The following is a 17,989-nucleotide window of genomic DNA, read 5'->3' on the forward strand; positions in this document are numbered from 1 at the left end:
TGCGGGGTCGGACGACGGTGACTACGAGGGTGCAGCGACTGATGACGCTGCGGGGTCAGGTGGTGGTGCGGCTTTCGGGGCCGCCCGTACCCCGCGCGGCCTCGTCGGCGGCGCCGCCCGCTCCGACCAGACCCCGCCCCACGGTGCCGAGCCGGGGTTCGACGCGCCGCATCTCGCGCTGTCCGACCGCGCCGATCAGCGTGGGCAGACAGCTCCGTACCGACTGCATACCGCGCAGCCACCACTGCGCGTAGACATGGCCGGAGCGGCGTTCGATGCCAGCGACGAGCCGGTCGACGGCGGGGCCCGGCGGGTTGGTGCGGTTCGACGGCCACGGCAGACGCTCCCGCAGCTCACGCATCACGTCGTCCTCGTCGGCGCCCCGGACCATGTCGGTGTCGGTCCACGACAGATAGCCGACCCCGACCCGTACGCCCTTGTGCCCGACCTCGGCGCGCAAGCTGTGCGCGAACGCCTCGACACCCGACTTCGACGCGCAGTACGCGGTCATCATCGGCGCGGGGGCGATCGCCGCGAGCGAGGCGATCTGGAGGAGGTAGCCCCGTGTCGCGATCAGATGCGGCAGGAACGCGCGGGCCGTGACCGCCGAGCCGATGAGGTTCACCTCGACGACCCGTCGCCACGCGTCCGGGTCCGAGTCCAGGAAGGGACCGCCGGAGGCCACACCCGCGTTCGCGACGACGATGTCGACCCGCCCGAAGCGGTCACGGACCTCCTGAGCCACGCGGGCCATGGCCGTGTGGTCGGTGACATCGGCGTACCAGTGGTCGCTGTCGGTGCGCAGCCGCCCGGCGACCTGTTCCAAGGCGTCCGGTTCCAGGCCCACCAAGGCGATACGGGCACCGCGCGCGGACAGCTTGCGGGCGAGCAGTTCACCGATGCCGCGCGCGGCGCCCGTGACGACGGCGACCCTGCCTTCCAGAGGGGACGTACGGGGGCTGGTCATGTGCTGGACGCTCCGTTCGTGTCGCGGCCGTCGATGGGGTCGTGGGTGGATTCGTCGGCGGGATCGTCCCCGGCGCCTGTCCTCTTGATGTCCGCTGACCTATTTGTGTCCGCTGACCTGTTGGTGTCCGCTTGAGGGGTGGTGGCCCCCTCGGGGGACGCGGGCTGTTCGGGGACCGGGTGGGTCGGCTGTGCCTGCTGGGTCGTCCGGGTCGGCTGGGTCGTGTGCACAGGGTGGGCCGTGGGGGCCGTGGGGGCCGTGGGGACCGGGTCGTCGTCGGTGGGGCGGTGGTCCACATACGCGGCCACCATGTCCCGGATCCGGTCGCTGACCGCTTCCGGTGCCTCGACGGGGGTCATATGGCCGACACCGGTCAGTTCGGCGAGCCCCACGCAGTGCGGGAGCGAGGTCACCAGGTCGTGGGCGTGCACCCGGGGGGTGAGCCGGTCGGCGGTGCCGACGACCACGGCGGTGGGCACGGTGAGCTTCCCTACCCCGGCGCCGAGCGCGAGCGAGTCGAGGACCTGTGACCAGCCGTGACGCACCGCGCGCGGGCAGGCGTGCACGATCCGGGCGCACACCTCGACCCGGTCCGGCGCGGTGCCGGGGCTCATCGTCCCGTAGCGCAGGAGCCGGGCGCCGAGGGGCGTGACCGGTCCCAGAGGGGCCTTCGAGCCGAGGACGGCCCGGGTGAGACGGGTGCGCAGCCGTCCCGCGCGCAGCGGCAGCACCCGCGCGCGGGCGGCGAGGTCACCGCTGCCGGTGCTGAGCAGCAGGGCGGCGGCGGTCCGGGCCCGGACCGCCGGGCGCCCGGCCGCCGCGATGATCGTCATGCCGCCCATCGAGTGGCCGACGAGGAGGGCCTGTTCGCCGGGGGCGAGGGCGGCCTCCAGGACGGCGGTGAGGTCGTCCGCGAGCGCGCGGGTGCTGTAGCCGTCGCCGGTCACGGGCGCGGGGCTGCGGCCATGACCCCGCTGGTCGTAGACGACGACCCGGTGGTCCGCGCGGAGGTCCCGCACCTGGTGGGCCCAGAAGGCCGTGGAGCAGGTCCAGCCATGGGCGAGGACGACGGTGGGAGCGCCCTCGGGGCCATGGATCTCGACGTGCACATGGGCGCCGTCCGCCGAGACGGCGGTCAGCTCCCGCGCGGGCGTGGGCGGGGCGTACGGGCCCGAGGTGACGTGCGTCGGACGGCTCATGCCTCCACCTCCGTGCCGGCCGTGCCGGGCGCGGGCACCCCGGTGGCCGCGGTGGCCGCGGTGTCCGTGAGCGGGTGCGCGGTGGGCCGGGGCGCGCGCAGGACCTCGTACTCGCCGAGGTCCACGCGGCGGGTCGCGGCGCGGAACTCGGAGGTGGTGCCGGGCCAGACGGTCGTGTTGCGGCCGTTGGCGTCGAGGTACCAGCTGTCGCAGCCGCCGGTGTTCCACACGGTGCGCTTCATACGTTCCTGGACCTTGGTGTTCCAGGCGTCCACGGCGTCGGCGCGGGGGTCGAGCGCGACCCGGCCGCCAAGGGCGTCGAGCTTGCGGAGGTAGTCGGCGAGGTAGTTCAGCTGGGACTCGATCATGAGGATCATCGACGAGTTACCGAGGCCGGTATTAGGACCGATGATCGTCATCCAGTTGGGGAAGCCGCTGGCGGTCGCGCCGCGCAGTGACCGCATTCCGTCCTTCCAGCTCTCGGCGAGGGTGCGGCCGTCGGCGCCGACGACACGGTTCGCGATGGGCAGGTCGGTGACGTGGAAACCGGTGCCGAAGACGATCGCGTCGGCCTCGGCCGTGGTGCCGTCGGCGGCGACCAGGGTGGAGCCGCGTACTTCGCTGAGCCCGGAGGCGACGACCTCGACATTAGGACACACGAGAGCCGGATAGTACGTATTGGACAGCAGGATGCGTTTGCAGCCGATGCGGTAGTCGGGGGTGAGCTTCGCGCGCAGCGCGGGGTCCTTCACCGACTTGGCCATGTTCCGCCGGGCGAACCGTTCGATCAGTCCTAGTTGCCCGGGGTGTTTGGTGAACGCCTGCACCTGGAGTTCGCGGATGCCCCACAAGGCGCCCCGGCGGAGCCGGGTGGTGAACGGCAACCGCCGGTGCAGTCGGCGTTCGGCGCCGCTGATCGCGCGGTCCGCGCGCGGCAGCACCCAGGGCGGGGTGCGCTGGAAGAGCGTCAGCCGTGCCACGTCCGGCTGGACGGCGGGGACGATCTGGATGGCCGAAGCGCCGGTGCCGACCACGGCGACGCGCTTGCCGCGCAGGTCGTAGTCGTGGTTCCAGCGCGCGGAATGGAAGATCTCCCCGGGGAAGTCCTTGATGCCGGGGACCGCCGGGATCTTCGGGTCCGAGAGCGGGCCGGTCGCGGACACGACGACATCGGCGGTGAGGGTGCCGCAGGACGTCTCCACCTCCCATCGCAGCCGCTCGCCGTCCCAGCGTGTCCGGTGGACCTCGGCGCCGAAACGGAGGTGCGGGCGCAGCCCGAACACATCCGTGACGTGTTCCAGATAGGCGCGGATGTGCTCCTGGCCGGAGAAGGCGCGCGGCCAGTCGGGGTTGGGGGCGAACGAGAACGAGTACAGGTGCGAGGGAACGTCGCAGGCGCAGCCCGGATAGCTGTTGTCCCGCCAGGTGCCGCCCACGGAGTCGGCGCGTTCCAGGACGACGAAGTCGGTGACGCCCTCCTTGCGCAGCCGGACGGCCGCGCCGAGCCCGCCGAAGCCGCTGCCGATCACGGCCACGCGGACGTGCTCGTGCGGTACGTGTTCCTGCTCGGTCATCGTGCTGCCTCCCTGAACCTGGTCCGCAACTGTGCCATCGTTCACTGGCGCGATGGGCATAGTGGAGCGTAGGGCAGCCGGGCTACCCGTGGGTAGGGGTCCGGCGACTAAAGTTACCGGCGGTACGACCTAGGGTGGCGAGCGTGGCGGAGCGAGGTGGCGGGGGACGGATGCGAGCGGGCGCGGGCGTACGCGAGAGCGCTCCCAGGCGTGCGTCCGACGCCGCGCGCGGCGCCGACGGCCCGCGGGAGTACCGGGTCGAGGAACTGGCCGTCGAGGCCGGGATCACGGTGCGGACCCTGCGGTTCTACCGGGAACGCAAATTGCTCGCGCCGCCCCGGCGGGAGGGTCGCATCGCCTGGTACGACGACCGCCATCTGGCCCGGCTGCGGACCATCTCCGCGCTGCTGGAACGCGGACACACCCTCAACGGGATCGCCGAACTCGCCGAGGCTTTCGAGCAGGGGCGCGGGGTCGCCGACGTCCTAGGGGTGGGTGCGCCCACCGAGGAGGAGCCGGTACGGCTCACACCCGAGGAGCTCGCCGACCGCTTCGCCGGGCAGGTCACCCCCGAGAACCTCGCGGCGGCACTGGAACTGGGCTACCTCGGTACGGACGGCGACGAGATCGTCCATGTGAGCCGCAGGCTGCTGGACGTGTCCAGCGAACTGGTCGCGCGGGGCGTGCCGCTGGCCGCGGTGCTGGCCGCCGGACGTGAGGTCAGGGTCCACGCGGAGGCGCTGGCCGCGTTGTTCGAGGGGCTGGTGCGTGACCATGTGCCCGAGCGGGACGTCACCCGGCTGCGGCCCTTGGCGCGGAGCGCCGTCGAAGCGGAGGTCTCGCTGGCGCTCGACCGACGGTTGTCGTCCGGCGGAGACCGGCGGGGCCCGCTTTAGGTCATACAGGCCGCGGGGCGATTAGGTCATGTAGGTCAACTAGGTCAGTTAGGCCAGCTGAGCTATGTAGGTCAACTAGGCCAACTAGGTCAATGGGGTCATGTAGGTCAACTGCTAGGTCAACTAGGTCACGTGATGCTGCGTGGCGGCGGAGTCGGGCCTGTTGCGGCCATCTCATCGCCGTCGCCATCGGCCCACGGTCACTGGTCACTCGGGGCGTGGGGGGAGGGGCGGGCGGACGCGAAGGGGGACGGCCGAGTAGTCCGGCGGGGAGGCCGGGGGGCGCTCCGCCAAAAGGTTCAGGGCCACCGTCACCGCGTCGTCGAGCTGCGCGTAGCGGCCCTCGGCCCAGTCCAGCGGGGTGCGCAACGCGGACAGGTCCGGCTCCACCCCGTGGTTCTCGACGGACCAGCCGTACGCGTCGAACCACGCCGCGTTCATCGGCACCGTGATCACCGTGCCGTCCCCCAGCCGGTGACGGCCCGTCATACCGACGACCCCGCCCCAGGTGCGCTGGCCGACCACGGGCCCCAGGCCGAGCAGCTTGAAGGCGGCCGTGATCATGTCGCCGTCCGACGACGTGGCCTCGTCCGCGAGGGCGACGACCGGGCCGCGTGGCGCGTTGGAGGCGTAGGACACGGGCTGGGCGTTGCGGGTGAGGTCCCAGCCGAGGATGGTGCGGGTCAGTTTCTCGACGACGAGTTCGCTGATGTGGCCGCCCGCGTTGCCGCGCACGTCCACGATGAGCGCCGGGCGGGACACCTCCATCCTCAGGTCACGGTTGAACTGCGCCCAGCCGGAGCCGCCGAGATCGGGGATGTGCAGATAGCCGCACTTGCCGCCGCTGAGCCGCCGTACCACCTCGCGGCGTTTCACGACCCAGTGCTGATAGCGCAGCGGACGGTCGTCCACGAGGGGGATCACGGCGACCCGCCGCGCGGGCCCGGTGCCGCCCTCCGCCGGGCGGAACGTCAGCTCCACCGTCGTCCCGCCCGCCGCGCCGAGCAGTGGGAACGGCCCGCTGACCGGGTCCACCGGGCGTCCGTCCACATGCGTGAGGACGGCGCCCTCGCGGATGCCCGTACCGGCGAGCGGGGAGCGGGCCTTGGAGTCGGAGGAGTCGCCGGGCAGGATGCGTTCGACCAGCCAGCCCTCGTCCCTGGGCACCAGGTCCGCGCCGAGCAAGCCTTGTGCGCGCTGGTAGTGCGGGGGGCCTTCGTTGCGCCGGGCGGGGGTGACGTACGCGTGGGAGGTGCCGAGCTCGCCGAGGACCTCGCGCAGCAGATCGGCGAAGTCGTCGGGGGAGGCGACCCGGTCGACCAGCGGACGGTACTGGTCGAGGATCGCCGGCCAGTCGATCCCGCACATGTCCGGCTCCCAGAAGTAGGCGCGGATGACGCGGCCGGCCTCCTCGTAGGCCTGGCGCCACTCGGCGGGCGGGTCGACGTCGTGCAGGATGCGGCGCAGGTCGATCCAGACCGTCGAGTCGCTGTCGCCGGGCTCGCCGGACGGGACCGCGCGCAGTTCGCCCTCGTCCATCACCACGAGCCGGGTGCCGTCGCCGCTGACGTCGAACCAGTCGAGGTCGGTGACGAGTTCGGTGCGTTTGCCGCGCGGGATGCCGAAGTGTTCGAGGGTCGGGCGGCCCGAGGTGTCCGACGGGTTGGCGAACGTCTCCCCGAGCGCGCCGGAAATAGGCCACCGCAGCCACACCAGGCCGCCCCCGGCGACCGGACACAGCGCCGAGTACTTCGACGCTGCCACCGGAAACGGGGTGACCCGGCTCTCCAGGCCCTCTACCTCGACGGTGACCGTTCCCGTGCCGTCCGCCTCGTCGTCGTCCATCGGGTCCATGCCGCCCGCCGCCGGACGGCCGTCCGGCAGCAGGGCGAACGGGGACGGGGTCGCGGACGACAGCGGCACCAGGTACGGGCGGCAGCCCAGAGGGAACGAGAGATCGCCGGTGTGGACGTCGTACACGGGGTCGAAGCCGCGCCAGGACAGGAACGCGAGGTAGCGGCCGTCGCTGGTGAAGACCGGGTTCTCGTCCTCGAACCGGCCGCTCGTCACATCGATGACGGTCCGCGCGCCGGGTCCCTCGATCCGCGCCATCTTGATGGAACGCAGCGAACGGCCGATCCCCGGATGGGACCAGGTCAGCCAGGCCCCGTCCGGGGAGAACGCGAGGTCGGCGACCGGGCCGTTCAGCGACCGGATCAGCTCCGTCACGCCTGTCGTCGCCCCGGCCGCTGATTTGTCCGTCGCGCCCCGGTTCCTGTCCGCATTGCTGTCCGCATCCGGGTCCGCGACGGTGTCCGCATTGCTGTCCGCGTTCGTGACCGCGTTCATGTCCTCGTTCATGTCCGCATGGGCGGCCGTGGTGGCCTGCTCATCGGTGGCCGTTTCGGTGACCGGGGTGTCCGCTGCGGCTGTGGTGTCCGCAGGGTCCGTGGTGTTCTCGGCAGTGTCCAGCAGCAGGAGCCGTCCGTCGTTCGACGCGATGGCGAGCCGTTCGCCGTCCGGGTCGGAGACGAGCTCCTGGACGTGACCGAGCACGCCGGACGCCAGCCGTCTCGGCGCCCGGTCACCGGAGGCCCGGGGCAGATACGCGATCTCGACGGCGTCGGCGCCACCCGCGTCGGTCACGTACGCGACCGCCCCGCCGCCCGAACCGAGCATCACCGGGAGCCGCACCCGCACCCCAGGGGTGTCCGCGATCGTCCGCGCGGGACCGTCACGATGGGTCAGCCAGTACAGGCTGCCCCGGACCACCACCGCGCTCGCCCGGCCCGTCTCGTCCACGGACAGCCCGTCCACATGCTGCGCGGCCGGTACCTGATAGGCCCGCCGTCCGGCCCGTGGCCCGCCCAGCCGTACGTCGAGCCTGCGCGGTACGGAGCGCGCCGACAGCCCTTCCAGCAGCCACAGTTCGCCCGCGCACTGGTACACGACCCGGTGGCCGTCGGTCGACGCGCAGCGGGCGTAGAACTCGGCGTGGTCGGTGTGACGCCGCAGATCCGTGCCGTCGGGGAGACACGAGTACAGGTTCCCGACGCCCTCGTGGTCGGACAGGAACGCCACCCGGCCGCCGACGATCATCGGTGACTCCAGATGTCCGCCGAGCCCTTCGAGCAGGCGCTCGCCGTGCAGCCACAGCCGTCCCATGGCCCCGCCCCGGTACCGCTTCCAGGAGGCGGGTTCATGCGGGGGCTTGCCGGTGAGCAGCAGCGTCCTGGGCTCACCGCCGAGATCCGCGACGGCGATGTCGCTGACCGGCCCCCAGGGCAGCCGCCCGCCGGGGGAGCCGTCCGTGGGCACCCGGTAGGCCCATCCGAAGTACGAGAACGGCTGTTCGTGCGAGGCCACCGCCAGGATGTCGCACCGCCCGTCCTGATCGGGCGGTGCCCATCCACATACCCGGGTGTCCGGGGCGCCCCAATAGGTCAGCCGCCGGGCGGTCCCGCCCTCGACGGGTACGAGATGGATCTCCGGGTCCAGACTCCGCCAGGTCGTGTACGCGAGGTGTCCGCCGTCCGGTGAGAAGCGGGGGTGGCTGATGCGTGTCCGGTCGACGGTCAGCCGCCAGGCACGGGCCGCCCGGCCGCCCTCCTCGAGCAGCGGCGCCACCCACAGATCGTCCTCGGCGACGAAACAGAGCAGGTCACCGTGGAGGTGGGGGTACCGGAGGTAGGCCCCGTCCCCGTCGGCAGGGGTGCGCGCGGCGGTGCCGGAGTCGACGGCGTTGTCGTGGGGCCTCGGCGGCCGGGCGGGGTCGGTCACATGTCCATGCTTTTCCCGGGGCGGGGCGTCGGCAACTCGGTGGTGCGGTGACGCGGCGCGGCGCTGGGGTGCTGGGGCACGGTGTTGTTGGCGCGCTCCTGTGGTGCTGTGCGGTCGTGCGGAGGCCCGGCGGGCGGTGCCGGTGGCCGGTATGACCTTCCGGTGACCTCTATGACCTCTATGACCTCTATGGCCGCTGGGTGGCCGACCTGTGGCCGCTCGTGGCCTCTCCGTGTCCGCTGCGTGGCCTCTATGGCCCCTCTGTCCTCTATGGCCTCTGTGTGGCCGCTACTCCTGAGGTGCTGCGGGTCGCCACATGGCCGTCGTCGTGATCGGGCCGATGCGCAGCCGCGCGTGGGTGGTGAACCCGAGGCGTTCGTAGATCGTCACGTTGTCCGGGTCGGCGGTCGTGAGGTGGACGCCGCCCGGTGCCGGTGCCGTGGCCAGCAACTGGTCGAGGAGACGGCGGCCCGCGCCCCGTCCGGTGTGGTGCGGCAGGACGCCGATGAACTCCAGGTTCCACGCCCCGTCCGGTGCGGCGGGCGAGGTCCCGCCCAGGTAGCGCAGAGTCCTGATCAGGGGGCCGGGACCGCAGCGCAGCAGGGTGCGCACCGTCCACGCGGCCTTGGCCCCGGCACCTGGTCCCGCGCCGGGTGGGGTGAGCACCGCCGCGGCGACCGGTTGGCCCGTACCGGCGGTCAGCAGATGGCGCCGGGCGCCGGGCACGGTGGCGTGCGTGGCGAGTGTCGCGGCGAACCAGTGCCGCCGTGCCCGTTCGGAGTCACCGCAGATCCATCCGCTGACCGGTTCCGTGACGAACGCGGCGGCCAGGACGGCAGCGCAAAGGCCCGGCGCGGGGGCTTCGTCCACCCGCCACTGACCCTTCGCGGCGCCCGCACCCGCACCCCCGCCCCCACCCGCACCCCTGCCCGCACCCCCGCCCGCTCCGGCACCCGCGCCGACGCCCACAACAACGTCACCCGTACCCGTACCCGTACCCGTACCCGTCCCGGCACCCGTACCCATGCTTTCGTCACGCATCGTGGCTCCGCTTCAGTGGTGCTTCCGGTACGAGGTGGCACACCAGCAGCTTCAGGAAGAAGAGGGGGGCGAACCAGAGGAGGGCGGCGGGTACGTCCAGCCAGAAGAGGTTCGTCAGGACCGCCGCGGTCCAGGAGGCCATGGACACCGGACGTTTGACGGGCAGCGGGGCGAACTCCACCGCGGCCGTTCCGGCCAGGAGCAGCGCGCCGTTGGCCAGGGCCCACGTCCAGTCGCCCTCCAGCATCACCAGCCCCATCACACCGAGGCGCAGCAGATGCGCGCCGACGAACGTCAGCCGGGCGCGCCGGGTGCCCGGCGCCTGTCGGTGGTACCAGCGCTTCGCGGCGTTGGTGGCGTTGGTGAGGACGCCCCCGATGAGGTCGAGGCCGATCAGCGCCACGACGACGAACTGGGTGGTGGACCAGACGGGCCGCAGGTCCGTCGACCAGAGTCCGGCGGCCAGCAGCGCGGCGCAGACCGTGCCGCCCCCCAGCTCGACCGCCGACTCGGCACGGGACTTGCCCGGACCCATGAAGCGTTCGAGACCGCCCGTGAACCCGCCGGAGGTGGCGGGTATCTCCCAGTCGGTCGTCAGATCAGTGCGCATCGGCGGACCTCCCCTCCGTGGTGTCCGTCGGGTCGCCGCCGCCCCGAGCGCCGGCCGCATCGATGCCCGCACCCGCCCCGGCATCCGTGCCCGTCCCGCCACCCGCACTCGTGCCCGCGCCGCCCCCGTCCCAGGCGCCCGCCCCCGCCCCCGTCCCCGCACCCGCCCCCGGAGCCCCCGTACCCGTACCCGTGCCCCACAGGCCGCGCAGCAGTTCCCACACCTGGTCCCGGGCGGGGTCGCGGCCGTCGGCGAGCGAGGTCAGGGCCCACTCGTCGGCCGCGCCCAGGACGGCCGTGGTGGCCGAGACGAGCAGGCCGCGGTCCACATCCGTACGGATCACCCCGATCCGCTGCCCGTCCTCGACCAGCGCCTCGAACCAGTCGAGCCACGGGGCGCCCTGGCCCCGGGAGACGGCCGGTCCGGCCAGGGCCAGATCGTCCGGGTGGGTCCGCAGATGGCCGAGCAGTGTCTCCGTACCGGATTCCAGGCGCGCCCAGAACCCGGCGGCGTCCTGTGCGGGTGTCCAGGGGCCGAGTGCGCCGAGCAGCCGGGCGAGGACATCGTCAAGGACCGCCGCCAGCAGATCCTCGCGTCCGTCGAAGTAGTGGTACGCGGCGGTCTTGGAGATGCCGGTGGCCTCGATGATCTTGTTGTACGAGGCGGTTCCGGGCCCTTGCTCGGCGAAGTGTCGACGGGCCACGGCGAGGATGGCGGCCTGCCGTTCGGCGGGCTGACGGTGGAAGCGGGGGAGGGGCGGAGTCATGGGGGCGACAGTACAGACCGTCGGGGTGCATCGCTAGGGTGTACAGATAAAGCGCACCGGTAGGGTGTACCAGTAGTACACCCCGATGGGACGGGTGGGTGGTCCGGCTCGCGCCGTGCGTCCGGCGGGCCGGGTTCCCGGTGTGGTCCAGGACACGTACGAAACCGTTTCGTTTCGCTAGTGGGCTCGGGTAATGTCAGACGCGTACGAAACGGTTTCGTACCGATCAGGAGACCGCTGTTCGTGGTGCCCGCGGAAACGGGTACCGGACGGGCAGCAGTCGCTAGACTGCCGCGCGACCGGGAGGGGATGAGCACATATGGCCGAGGTGACGATGACGCGCCGCAGCCGGATCACCCCCGAGCGCGAGGCTGAGCTGTACGACGCCGTACTCGACCTCCTGCGCGAGGTCGGCTACGACGGGCTGACCATGGACGCCGTCGCGGCGCGCACCCGGTCCAGCAAGGCCACGCTCTACCGTCAGTGGGGGAGCAAACCGCGCTTGGTCGTCGAGGCGTTGCGGATCCAGAAGAGCGAGGGATTCGATGTCATCGACACCGGCACCCTCCGTGGTGACTTCCACGCCATGATCGACCGCGGCGACGACTGCCAGATGGAACAGGACTCCGCGCTGATCCGGGGCATGGCCACGGCGGTCCACGCGGACCCCGACCTGCTGCGGGTCTTCCGGGAACGGATCATCGAACCGGAACTGGCCGAGCTGGACATGGTGGTGCAGCGGGCGGTCGCCCGTGGCGAGGTCCGCGCGGACAACCCCGCGGTGGACTACGTCCTGCACATGATGCTGGGCGCGTTCGTCGCCCGGACCCTGATCGACGACCGGCCTCCCAACCAGGCCTATCTGCGTGACTACATCGACGCCGTGATCCTCCCCGCTCTCGACGTCTGACCGTCCGGACCGGCCACCGGCCCGTCCCCCGGCGGTTTCCTGCCCCACCCCTGCCCCACCCCTGCCCCACCCCTGCCCCACCCCTGCCTCACCCCTGCCCGACCTCTGCTCCACTCCCCAGTTCCACCCTGCTCCACCTGACGCGACCGCTCACGTCGTCGGGCTGGTGACTCCTGCCCTGTAAGCAAACGACCTGACCGGGAGTACCTCTCCGTGGCCACGTTCCTGTACAAAGTCGGCCGGCTGGCCTTCCGCCGCCGCCACTTCGTCGCCCTGATATGGGTGGCGCTCCTGACCCTCGCCGGAGTCGGTGCCGCCACCGCGCCCGCACCCGGCGCCGGATCGTTCTCCATACCCGGGACGGAGGCGCAGCGCGCCTTCGACCTGCTCGAAGAGCGGTTCCCCGGTTCCGCCGCCGACGGCGCGACCGCGCGGGTCGTCTTCAAGGCCCCCGAGGGCGAGAGGATGACCGACGGCGAGCACAAGTCGGCCGTCCAGACCGCCGTCAAGGACCTCACCGCGGACAAGCAGGTGGCCAGCGCCACCGACCCGTTCCAGACGAAGTCGCTGAACGAGGGCGAGACGATCGCGTACGCCCAGGTGACCTACAAGGTCAACGGCATGGAGCTGGAGGACAGCTCCCGCGACGCGCTGGAGAACGCCGCCGAGGACGCGCGGGGTTCCGGGATGACCGTCGAGGTCGGCGGTGACGCCCTCCAGGCCATGCCGCACACCGGTACCGCCGAGATCATCGGCATCGGCCTCGCGGCCGTGGTCCTGGTGATCACCCTCGGCTCGCTCGTCGCCGCCGGACTGCCGCTGCTGACCGCCCTCATCGGCGTCGGGATCGGCGTCTCCTCCATCACCGCCCTCGCGAAGGTCCTCGACCTGGGGACGACCACCTCCACCCTCGCGATGATGATCGGCCTCGCGGTCGGTATCGACTACGCGCTGTTCATCGTCTCCCGCTACCGCGCGGAACTGGACGAGGGCCGTGAGCGGGAGGACGCCGCCGGACGCGCGGTCGGGACCGCCGGTTCCGCCGTCGTCTTCGCGGGACTCACCGTCGTCATCGCGCTCGTCGGACTCGCCGTCGTCAACATCCCGATGCTCACCAAGATGGGTGTCGCCGCCGCCGGTACCGTCGCCATCGCGGTGCTCATCGCCCTCACCATGATCCCCGCGCTGCTCGGCTACGCCGGCCGCAAGATCCGTCCCACCAGCGCCAAGGGACGGCTGCGCGGCGGACGCAAGGACAAGGCGGCGGCCACCGCCGCCCCGGTCGCCGCGTCCGGTGCCGAGGAGGAGAAGTCCAACCTCGGTACACGCTGGGCCCGCTTCGTCATCCGCCGTCCGATCGCCGTGCTGCTGATCGGTGTCGTCGGGCTCGGCGCCGCCGCGATCCCCGCCGGATCGCTCGCGCTCGGTCTGCCCGACGACGGTGTGCAGCCGACGGACACCACCCAGCGCAAGGCGTACGACCTGCTGTCCGACGGATTCGGGCCGGGCTTCAACGGTCCGCTGATGATCGTCACGGACGTCAAGGACGCCGAGGACCCGAAGGGCGCGGTCGCCGAGGTCGGCAAGACCATCGAGGGCATCGACGGGGTCGTCTCCGTCGCCCCGGCCACGTTCAACAAGGCCGGTGACACGGCGATCATCAGTGTCATCCCGAACTTCAAGCCGAGCAGCACGGAGACCGAGGACCTGGTCCACGCCATCCGTGACGCGGGTGCGGGGCTGAAGTCCGACCATGGCGCGGAGGTCACCGTCACCGGTGCGACGGCCATGAACATCGACGTCTCCGAGAAGCTGAACGACGCGCTGCTGCCCTATCTGGCGCTGGTCGTGGGCCTCGCGTTCCTGCTGCTGATCATCGTGTTCCGGTCGGTGCTGGTGCCGCTGAAGGCGGCCCTCGGGTTCCTGCTGTCGGTGCTCGCCGCGCTGGGCGCCGTCGTCGCGGTCTTCCAGTGGGGCTGGCTCGCCGGGCTCTTCGGGGTCGCGGAGACCGGGCCCGTCATGTCGATGATGCCGATCTTCATGGTGGGTGTGGTGTTCGGTCTCGCGATGGACTACGAGGTGTTCCTCGTGACCCGGATGCGGGAGGCGTACGTCCACGGGGAGCGGCCCGGCCAGGCCATCGTGACCGGGTTCCGGCACGGGGCGCGGGTGGTGTCGGCCGCGGCCGTCATCATGATCGCCGTCTTCGCCGGGTTCATCGGGGCCAGCGACCAGATGATCAAGATGATCGGTTTCGGTCTCGCCATCGCCGTGTTCTTCGACGCGTTCGTGGTGCGGATGGCCATCGTGCCGGCCGTGCTGGCGCTGCTCGGGGCGAAGGCGTGGTGGCTGCCCAAGTGGCTGGACCGGGCGCTGCCCAATGTGGACGTCGAGGGTGAGGGGCTGCGTGAGCTCGACTCGACGGGCTCCGAAAGCGGCCGGGGCGGTCAGGGGGACGAGGACCGGGAGCTGGTCCGCGTCTGATCCCTGGCCCCTGACCTGGGCTCCGGGTTCCTGACCTCGGGTCCCTGACCTGGGCTCCTTGACCTGGAGTCCCTGACCTGGGCTCTTGGTCCCTGACCTCGGGTCCCCGTACCTCTCCTGCATCTCCTGCGAAGGGCGTTCCCACCGGTTTCGGCCGGTGGGGGCGCCCTTCGCCTTCGCGGGTCGCCTTCGCGGGTCGCCTTCGCTTGGGCTTCCTAGGTCTGTCCGGCTGGGCGTACTTCGTTCTTGTGCCGTCGTTCGTGGGGTGCGCAGTTCCCCGCAGGTCGCCTTCGCTTGCGCCTCTGGGTTTCCTGTGCTGGGCGTACTTCGTTGCTGTGCCGTCGTTCGTGGGTGCGCAGTTCCCCGCGCCCCTGGATGCTGCCCCCTTGCGGTCGCTTCTCGGGTGCGGGCCGTCCTCGTCTTTGCGCAGTTCCCCGCGCCCCTTTGGGGCGCCTCTTGCGGCTCCCGTTCGGCCGCGGATGGCTCTTGTTGCTCGCGGGCGGGACCTTGGGACTAGTGCTTTGGGTGGAGCGGGAGTGGTTCGGGGGGCGGTGGGAACGGGCGGGGTGGGGGATTAGCGTGGGGGGTGGTCGTCCGTTCCCTGGTCGGTGCCCGCCTACGGGGGACGGGCGGCCGTGTGTCCGTGCCGTCATGCCCATGGGGACGGACGACTGTGTTGTCCGTGCCGTCACGACCGGGAGAGCCATGAACTTCGCCGAGCCGATCTCCGCGCTGTTCCCGGGCGCGTCCGGGCGGATCGTGACCGCGCTCGTCCGGCATCAGCGGGCGGGCGGGGAGCGGCTGACCCTCGCGGAGCTGAGCGCGGCCTCGTCGGTCGTCGTCTCGCAGCTGGAGACCGTGCTGTTCCGGCTGGGGCTGCTGGGTGTGCTGGCGCCCCGGGCGCGCGGCGAGGACGTCCGGCTGGTGACCGGTCACCTCGTGTGGCGGTCCCTGGAACCGCTCCTCGACCCGCGCCCCGCACTCCTCGCCGACCTGCGGGAACGCGCGCTGCGGGAGCTCGACCCGCCGCCCCCGGGCCTCACGGCCGGTGGGGCGGTGGCCGACGGGACGGCGACGGGTCCGTCGGGCACCCTGCATCTGTCGGTGGTGGCGCCCGGTGACGCGCCCGCCGCCTGGGTGGCCGCGCTGGAGGAACTGGTCGCGCGGCTCTCGACCGACCTCGGCAACATCGTCACGTACTCGCTGCACACCGAGGTGGACGAAGGGCCGGGTCGGGTGACCGTCCTGCCGTAGGGCGGGGTCGTCCGTGACGGCCGGTCGGCCTCATGGTTCAGCGCAGCCGGTTCACCCGGACCGTCGCCACCGCCTCGTACGTGCGGCCGAGGAAACGGGTCAGGGCGCGGGAGTCGAACTGGACCAGGGACACCCCGCCGGGCGAGTGCAGCTCCACGATCGCCTGCGCGCGTCCGCACGGCCAGATGCTGACGGGACCGTTGGCGACGGGGCCCCTGAGCCCGCGTTCCAGCAGCTCCCGGGTGAAGACCCAGTCGTCGGGGGTGGCGCCCAGGCCGGGGGGAAGGGTCATATGGACGGCGCCCGGGTCGCTCTCGGGGTCGTAGGACAGGGCGACGGGGACCGCTGAGCGCTCCCCGGCGAAGTCCGTGACGACGTGGGCTCGTGCGCGCTGCTCGACGGCGGTCATCAGCGGGCTCCTCACGCTCATTCGCTGCTCGTCATCCAATGTCCCATATTTCCGTGATTTACGATTTGCGTTTTCCGGAATCCCGCGACCGCCGGGGCCCGCGCACTCTTGCGAGGGCTTCGCAAGAGGGGCAATCATCGAACGGTTCGACCGGCGGCCTCCCCCGCACGGTGGGCGGCCCCGACGCGCCCCCGCGGCCACCACATGCTCCTGCCCGCACGTGACGAAGCGAGGCCGCTCATGCATGTGCCCGACGGATTCATCGACATCCCCGTCTCCCTCGCCGCCGGAGCCGTCGCGGCGGGTGCCGTCGCCGTCGCCCTCCGGGGCGCCCGCGAGGAACTGGCCGGGCCGCCCGGCAGCGGGACCTCCGGCGAACGGCTCGCGCCGCTCGCCGGACTCGTCGCCGCGTTCGTCTTCGCCGCGCAGATGCTGAACTTCCCCGTCGCCGCCGGGACCAGCGGCCATCTGATGGGCGGCGCGCTCGCCGCGATCCTCGTCGGCCCCTGGACCGGGATCCTGTGCCTGTCCGTGGTCCTCCTGCTGCAAGGCGTCCTCTTCGCCGACGGCGGGCTCACCGCGCTCGGCGTCAACATCACCGTCATGGGCGTGGTCACCGCGCTGAGCGGCTACGCCGTGTTCCGGGTCCTGGTGAAGGTCCTGCCCCGGGGCCGCCGGGCGGTCACCGGTTCCGCGTTCGCCGCGGCCCTCGTCTCCGTACCGCTCGCGGCGCTCGCCTTCACCCTCGTGTACGCGGTCGGCGGCACCACCGACGTACCGCTGGGGAAGGTCGCCACCGCGATGGTCGGCGTCCATGTCCTCATCGGGACCGGGGAGGCGGTGATCACCGCGCTGACCGTCGGCGCGGTCCTCGCCGTGCGCCCCGACCTCGTGTACGGGGCCCGGGACCTGGCCCGGCCGCTGAAGCTGCGGGTCGGCGGCGAACCGGTCGAGGCCCCGCAGCCGCGGACGACTCCCCGGACCTCGCACCGGAAGGTCTGGCTCGGCGGACTCGCCGCGTCGCTCGTACTGGCCGGGTTCGTCAGCTTCTACGCCTCCGCCGAACCCGACGGACTGGAGAAGGTCGCCGCCGACCGGGGCATCGACGCGAAGGCCCGCGAACACGACACGGCCGGCTGGCCGCTCGCCGACTACGGCGTCGGGGACCTCACCGACGCCCGGATCTCCGGCGGACTCGCCGGGATCATCGGGGTCGGCGTCACGGCCGCCGCCGGTACCGGGGTCTTCCTGGCGGTGCGCCGCCGCCGGGACCCCGACGCACCGCGAGGCCAGGGGAAGGCCGGCTGACGGCATGGGCGCGGGCCACGCCCACCAGCTGTACGTCCCCGGCCGGACCCCGGTGCACCGGCTGCCGCCGCACACCAAACTGACGGCCGTCCTGTGCTTCGTCCTGGTCGTCGTGTCGACACCGCGCACCGCCGTAGGGGCCTTCGCCGGATACGCCGCGCTGCTCGGCGCCGTCACCTGCGCGGCCCGGCTCCCGGCCGGACTGGTGGGCCGGAGGCTGCTGATCGAGGTGCCGTTCGTCGTGTTCGCGGTGGCGCTGCCGTTCGTCGCCGAAGGGGAACGCACCGACGTCCTCGGAGCGTCCCTGAGCATCGACGGACTCTGGGGCGCGTGGAACGTCCTGGCCAAGGGCACCCTGGGGGTGGCCGCGTCGGTACTGCTCGCCGCCACCACCGAACTGCGCGGACTGCTCCTCGGACTGGAGCGGCTGCGGCTGCCGCAGCCGCTGGTCCAGATCGCGATGTTCATGATCCGCTACGGGGACGTGGTCACCGACGAGGCCCGGCGGATGCGGATCGCCCGGGAGTCCCGGGGGTACACGGCCCGGGGGATACGGCAGTGGGGGGTGCTGGCGCGGACCGCCGCCACGCTGTTCATCCGCTCCTACGAACGGGGCGAGCGGGTGTACCTGGCGATGCTCAGCCGCGGCTACACCGGAACCCTCCGGGTCACCGAACCGGTGCCCGCGGGGCGCACCGAGTGGGTACGCGCCCTGGCCCTCCCGGCCTCGGCGCTGCCCCTATGCGTCCTGGCCTGGACCCGGTGAGGAACACGACGGCAGGCCCGTCACC

The 17,989-nt window shown here is 72.1% G+C and carries 13 protein-coding genes and 1 pseudogene; 6 read left to right on the forward strand and 8 right to left on the reverse strand.

Going from position 1 to position 17,989, the window contains the following annotated elements:
- Positions 1-55: 55 nt before the first annotated feature.
- The 3 genes and pseudogenes from AB852_RS04540 to AB852_RS04550 all read right to left on the reverse strand — a co-directional run bounded on the left by AB852_RS04540 (position 56) and on the right by AB852_RS04550 (position 3,740).
- Entirely contained in the window at positions 56-967 is a 912-nt protein-coding gene (locus tag AB852_RS04540) for an SDR family oxidoreductase (RefSeq protein WP_073783732.1), read from the reverse strand.
- Between the two features lie 293 nt (positions 968-1,260).
- Positions 1,261-2,166 (reverse strand): annotated as a pseudogene (locus AB852_RS04545) (alpha/beta fold hydrolase); the annotation flags it as partial.
- Entirely contained in the window at positions 2,163-3,740 is a 1,578-nt protein-coding gene (locus AB852_RS04550; RefSeq protein ID WP_079184289.1) for a flavin-containing monooxygenase, read from the reverse strand. The gene AB852_RS04550 and the pseudogene AB852_RS04545, both read right to left, overlap by 4 nt.
- Before the next feature lie 143 nt (positions 3,741-3,883).
- Here AB852_RS04550 and AB852_RS04555 point away from each other — a divergent pair, with 143 nt between their 5' ends.
- Positions 3,884-4,636, forward strand: coding sequence for a MerR family transcriptional regulator (locus AB852_RS04555; RefSeq protein WP_245876605.1), 753 nt, complete (start codon positions 3,884-3,886; stop codon positions 4,634-4,636).
- A gap of 207 nt (positions 4,637-4,843) precedes the next feature.
- On the opposite strand, the gene AB852_RS04560 is transcribed toward AB852_RS04555, so the two are convergent.
- The 4 genes from AB852_RS04560 to AB852_RS04575 all read right to left on the reverse strand — a co-directional run bounded on the left by AB852_RS04560 (position 4,844) and on the right by AB852_RS04575 (position 10,833).
- Entirely contained in the window at positions 4,844-8,296 is a 3,453-nt protein-coding gene (locus AB852_RS04560) for a S41 family peptidase (RefSeq protein WP_073785417.1), read from the reverse strand.
- 408 nt (positions 8,297-8,704) lie between these two features.
- Positions 8,705-9,457: a GNAT family N-acetyltransferase gene (locus AB852_RS04565; protein WP_073783734.1), complete on the reverse strand. Its 753-nt coding sequence runs from the start codon at positions 9,455-9,457 to the stop codon at positions 8,705-8,707.
- The gene (locus AB852_RS04570) at positions 9,450-10,067 is read right to left on the reverse strand and encodes a hypothetical protein (RefSeq protein ID WP_073783736.1); all 618 of its coding nucleotides are present in this window, start codon (positions 10,065-10,067) and stop codon (positions 9,450-9,452) included. The genes AB852_RS04565 and AB852_RS04570 overlap by 8 nt, the downstream gene beginning before the upstream one ends.
- A complete protein-coding gene (locus tag AB852_RS04575; protein WP_079184292.1) occupies positions 10,057-10,833 on the reverse strand; it encodes a TetR/AcrR family transcriptional regulator in 777 nt (258 codons plus the stop codon). The genes AB852_RS04570 and AB852_RS04575 overlap by 11 nt, the downstream gene beginning before the upstream one ends.
- A 319-nt stretch (positions 10,834-11,152) precedes the next feature.
- On the opposite strand from AB852_RS04575, the gene AB852_RS04580 reads away from it, so the two are divergent.
- The 3 genes from AB852_RS04580 (at position 11,153) to AB852_RS04590 (ending at position 15,481) form a co-directional block, all read left to right on the forward strand.
- On the forward strand, positions 11,153-11,743 hold the full coding sequence (locus tag AB852_RS04580; protein WP_073783738.1) for a TetR/AcrR family transcriptional regulator: 591 nt from the start codon (positions 11,153-11,155) through the stop codon (positions 11,741-11,743).
- A gap of 213 nt (positions 11,744-11,956) precedes the next feature.
- Positions 11,957-14,227, forward strand: coding sequence for an MMPL family transporter (locus AB852_RS04585; protein ID WP_073783740.1), 2,271 nt, complete (start codon positions 11,957-11,959; stop codon positions 14,225-14,227).
- Positions 14,228-14,932: 705 nt separating this feature from the next.
- Positions 14,933-15,481, forward strand: coding sequence for a hypothetical protein (locus AB852_RS04590; protein WP_073783742.1), 549 nt, complete (start codon positions 14,933-14,935; stop codon positions 15,479-15,481).
- Positions 15,482-15,518: 37 nt separating this feature from the next.
- Here the strand turns inward: AB852_RS04590 and AB852_RS04595 are convergent, their stop codons facing one another.
- Positions 15,519-15,890, reverse strand: a complete 372-nt coding sequence (locus tag AB852_RS04595; protein ID WP_073783744.1) for an SsgA family sporulation/cell division regulator — start codon at positions 15,888-15,890, stop codon at positions 15,519-15,521.
- Positions 15,891-16,130: 240 nt separating this feature from the next.
- Here AB852_RS04595 and AB852_RS04600 point away from each other — a divergent pair, with 240 nt between their 5' ends.
- A complete protein-coding gene (locus AB852_RS04600; RefSeq protein ID WP_073783746.1) occupies positions 16,131-17,198 on the forward strand; it encodes an energy-coupling factor ABC transporter permease in 1,068 nt (355 codons plus the stop codon).
- Positions 17,199-17,202: 4 nt separating this feature from the next.
- Positions 17,203-17,964 (forward strand): cobalt ECF transporter T component CbiQ, encoded by a 762-nt coding sequence (cbiQ, locus tag AB852_RS04605; RefSeq protein WP_073783748.1) that lies wholly within the window; start codon positions 17,203-17,205, stop codon positions 17,962-17,964.
- The last annotated feature ends 25 nt before the right edge of the window (positions 17,965-17,989 follow it).

Source organism: Streptomyces uncialis (assembly GCF_001905345.1).
Lineage (GTDB): Bacteria > Actinomycetota > Actinomycetes > Streptomycetales > Streptomycetaceae > Streptomyces > Streptomyces uncialis.

Excerpts from the sequence above, each read along its gene's own strand:
- AB852_RS04550 (WP_079184289.1), bottom strand. The coding sequence starts at position 3,740 with ATGACCGAGCAGGAACACGTACCGCACGAGCACGTCCGCGTGGCCGTG.
- cbiQ (WP_073783748.1), top strand. The coding sequence starts at position 17,203 with ATGGGCGCGGGCCACGCCCACCAGCTGTACGTCCCCGGCCGGACCCCG.
- AB852_RS04540 (WP_073783732.1), bottom strand. The coding sequence starts at position 967 with ATGACCAGCCCCCGTACGTCCCCTCTGGAAGGCAGGGTCGCCGTCGTC.
- AB852_RS04600 (WP_073783746.1), top strand. The coding sequence starts at position 16,131 with ATGCATGTGCCCGACGGATTCATCGACATCCCCGTCTCCCTCGCCGCC.
- AB852_RS04595 (WP_073783744.1), bottom strand. The coding sequence starts at position 15,890 with ATGACCGCCGTCGAGCAGCGCGCACGAGCCCACGTCGTCACGGACTTC.
- AB852_RS04580 (WP_073783738.1), top strand. The coding sequence starts at position 11,153 with ATGGCCGAGGTGACGATGACGCGCCGCAGCCGGATCACCCCCGAGCGC.
- AB852_RS04570 (WP_073783736.1), bottom strand. The coding sequence starts at position 10,067 with ATGCGCACTGATCTGACGACCGACTGGGAGATACCCGCCACCTCCGGC.
- AB852_RS04565 (WP_073783734.1), bottom strand. The coding sequence starts at position 9,457 with ATGCGTGACGAAAGCATGGGTACGGGTGCCGGGACGGGTACGGGTACG.
- AB852_RS04575 (WP_079184292.1), bottom strand. The coding sequence starts at position 10,833 with ATGACTCCGCCCCTCCCCCGCTTCCACCGTCAGCCCGCCGAACGGCAG.
- AB852_RS04590 (WP_073783742.1), top strand. The coding sequence starts at position 14,933 with ATGAACTTCGCCGAGCCGATCTCCGCGCTGTTCCCGGGCGCGTCCGGG.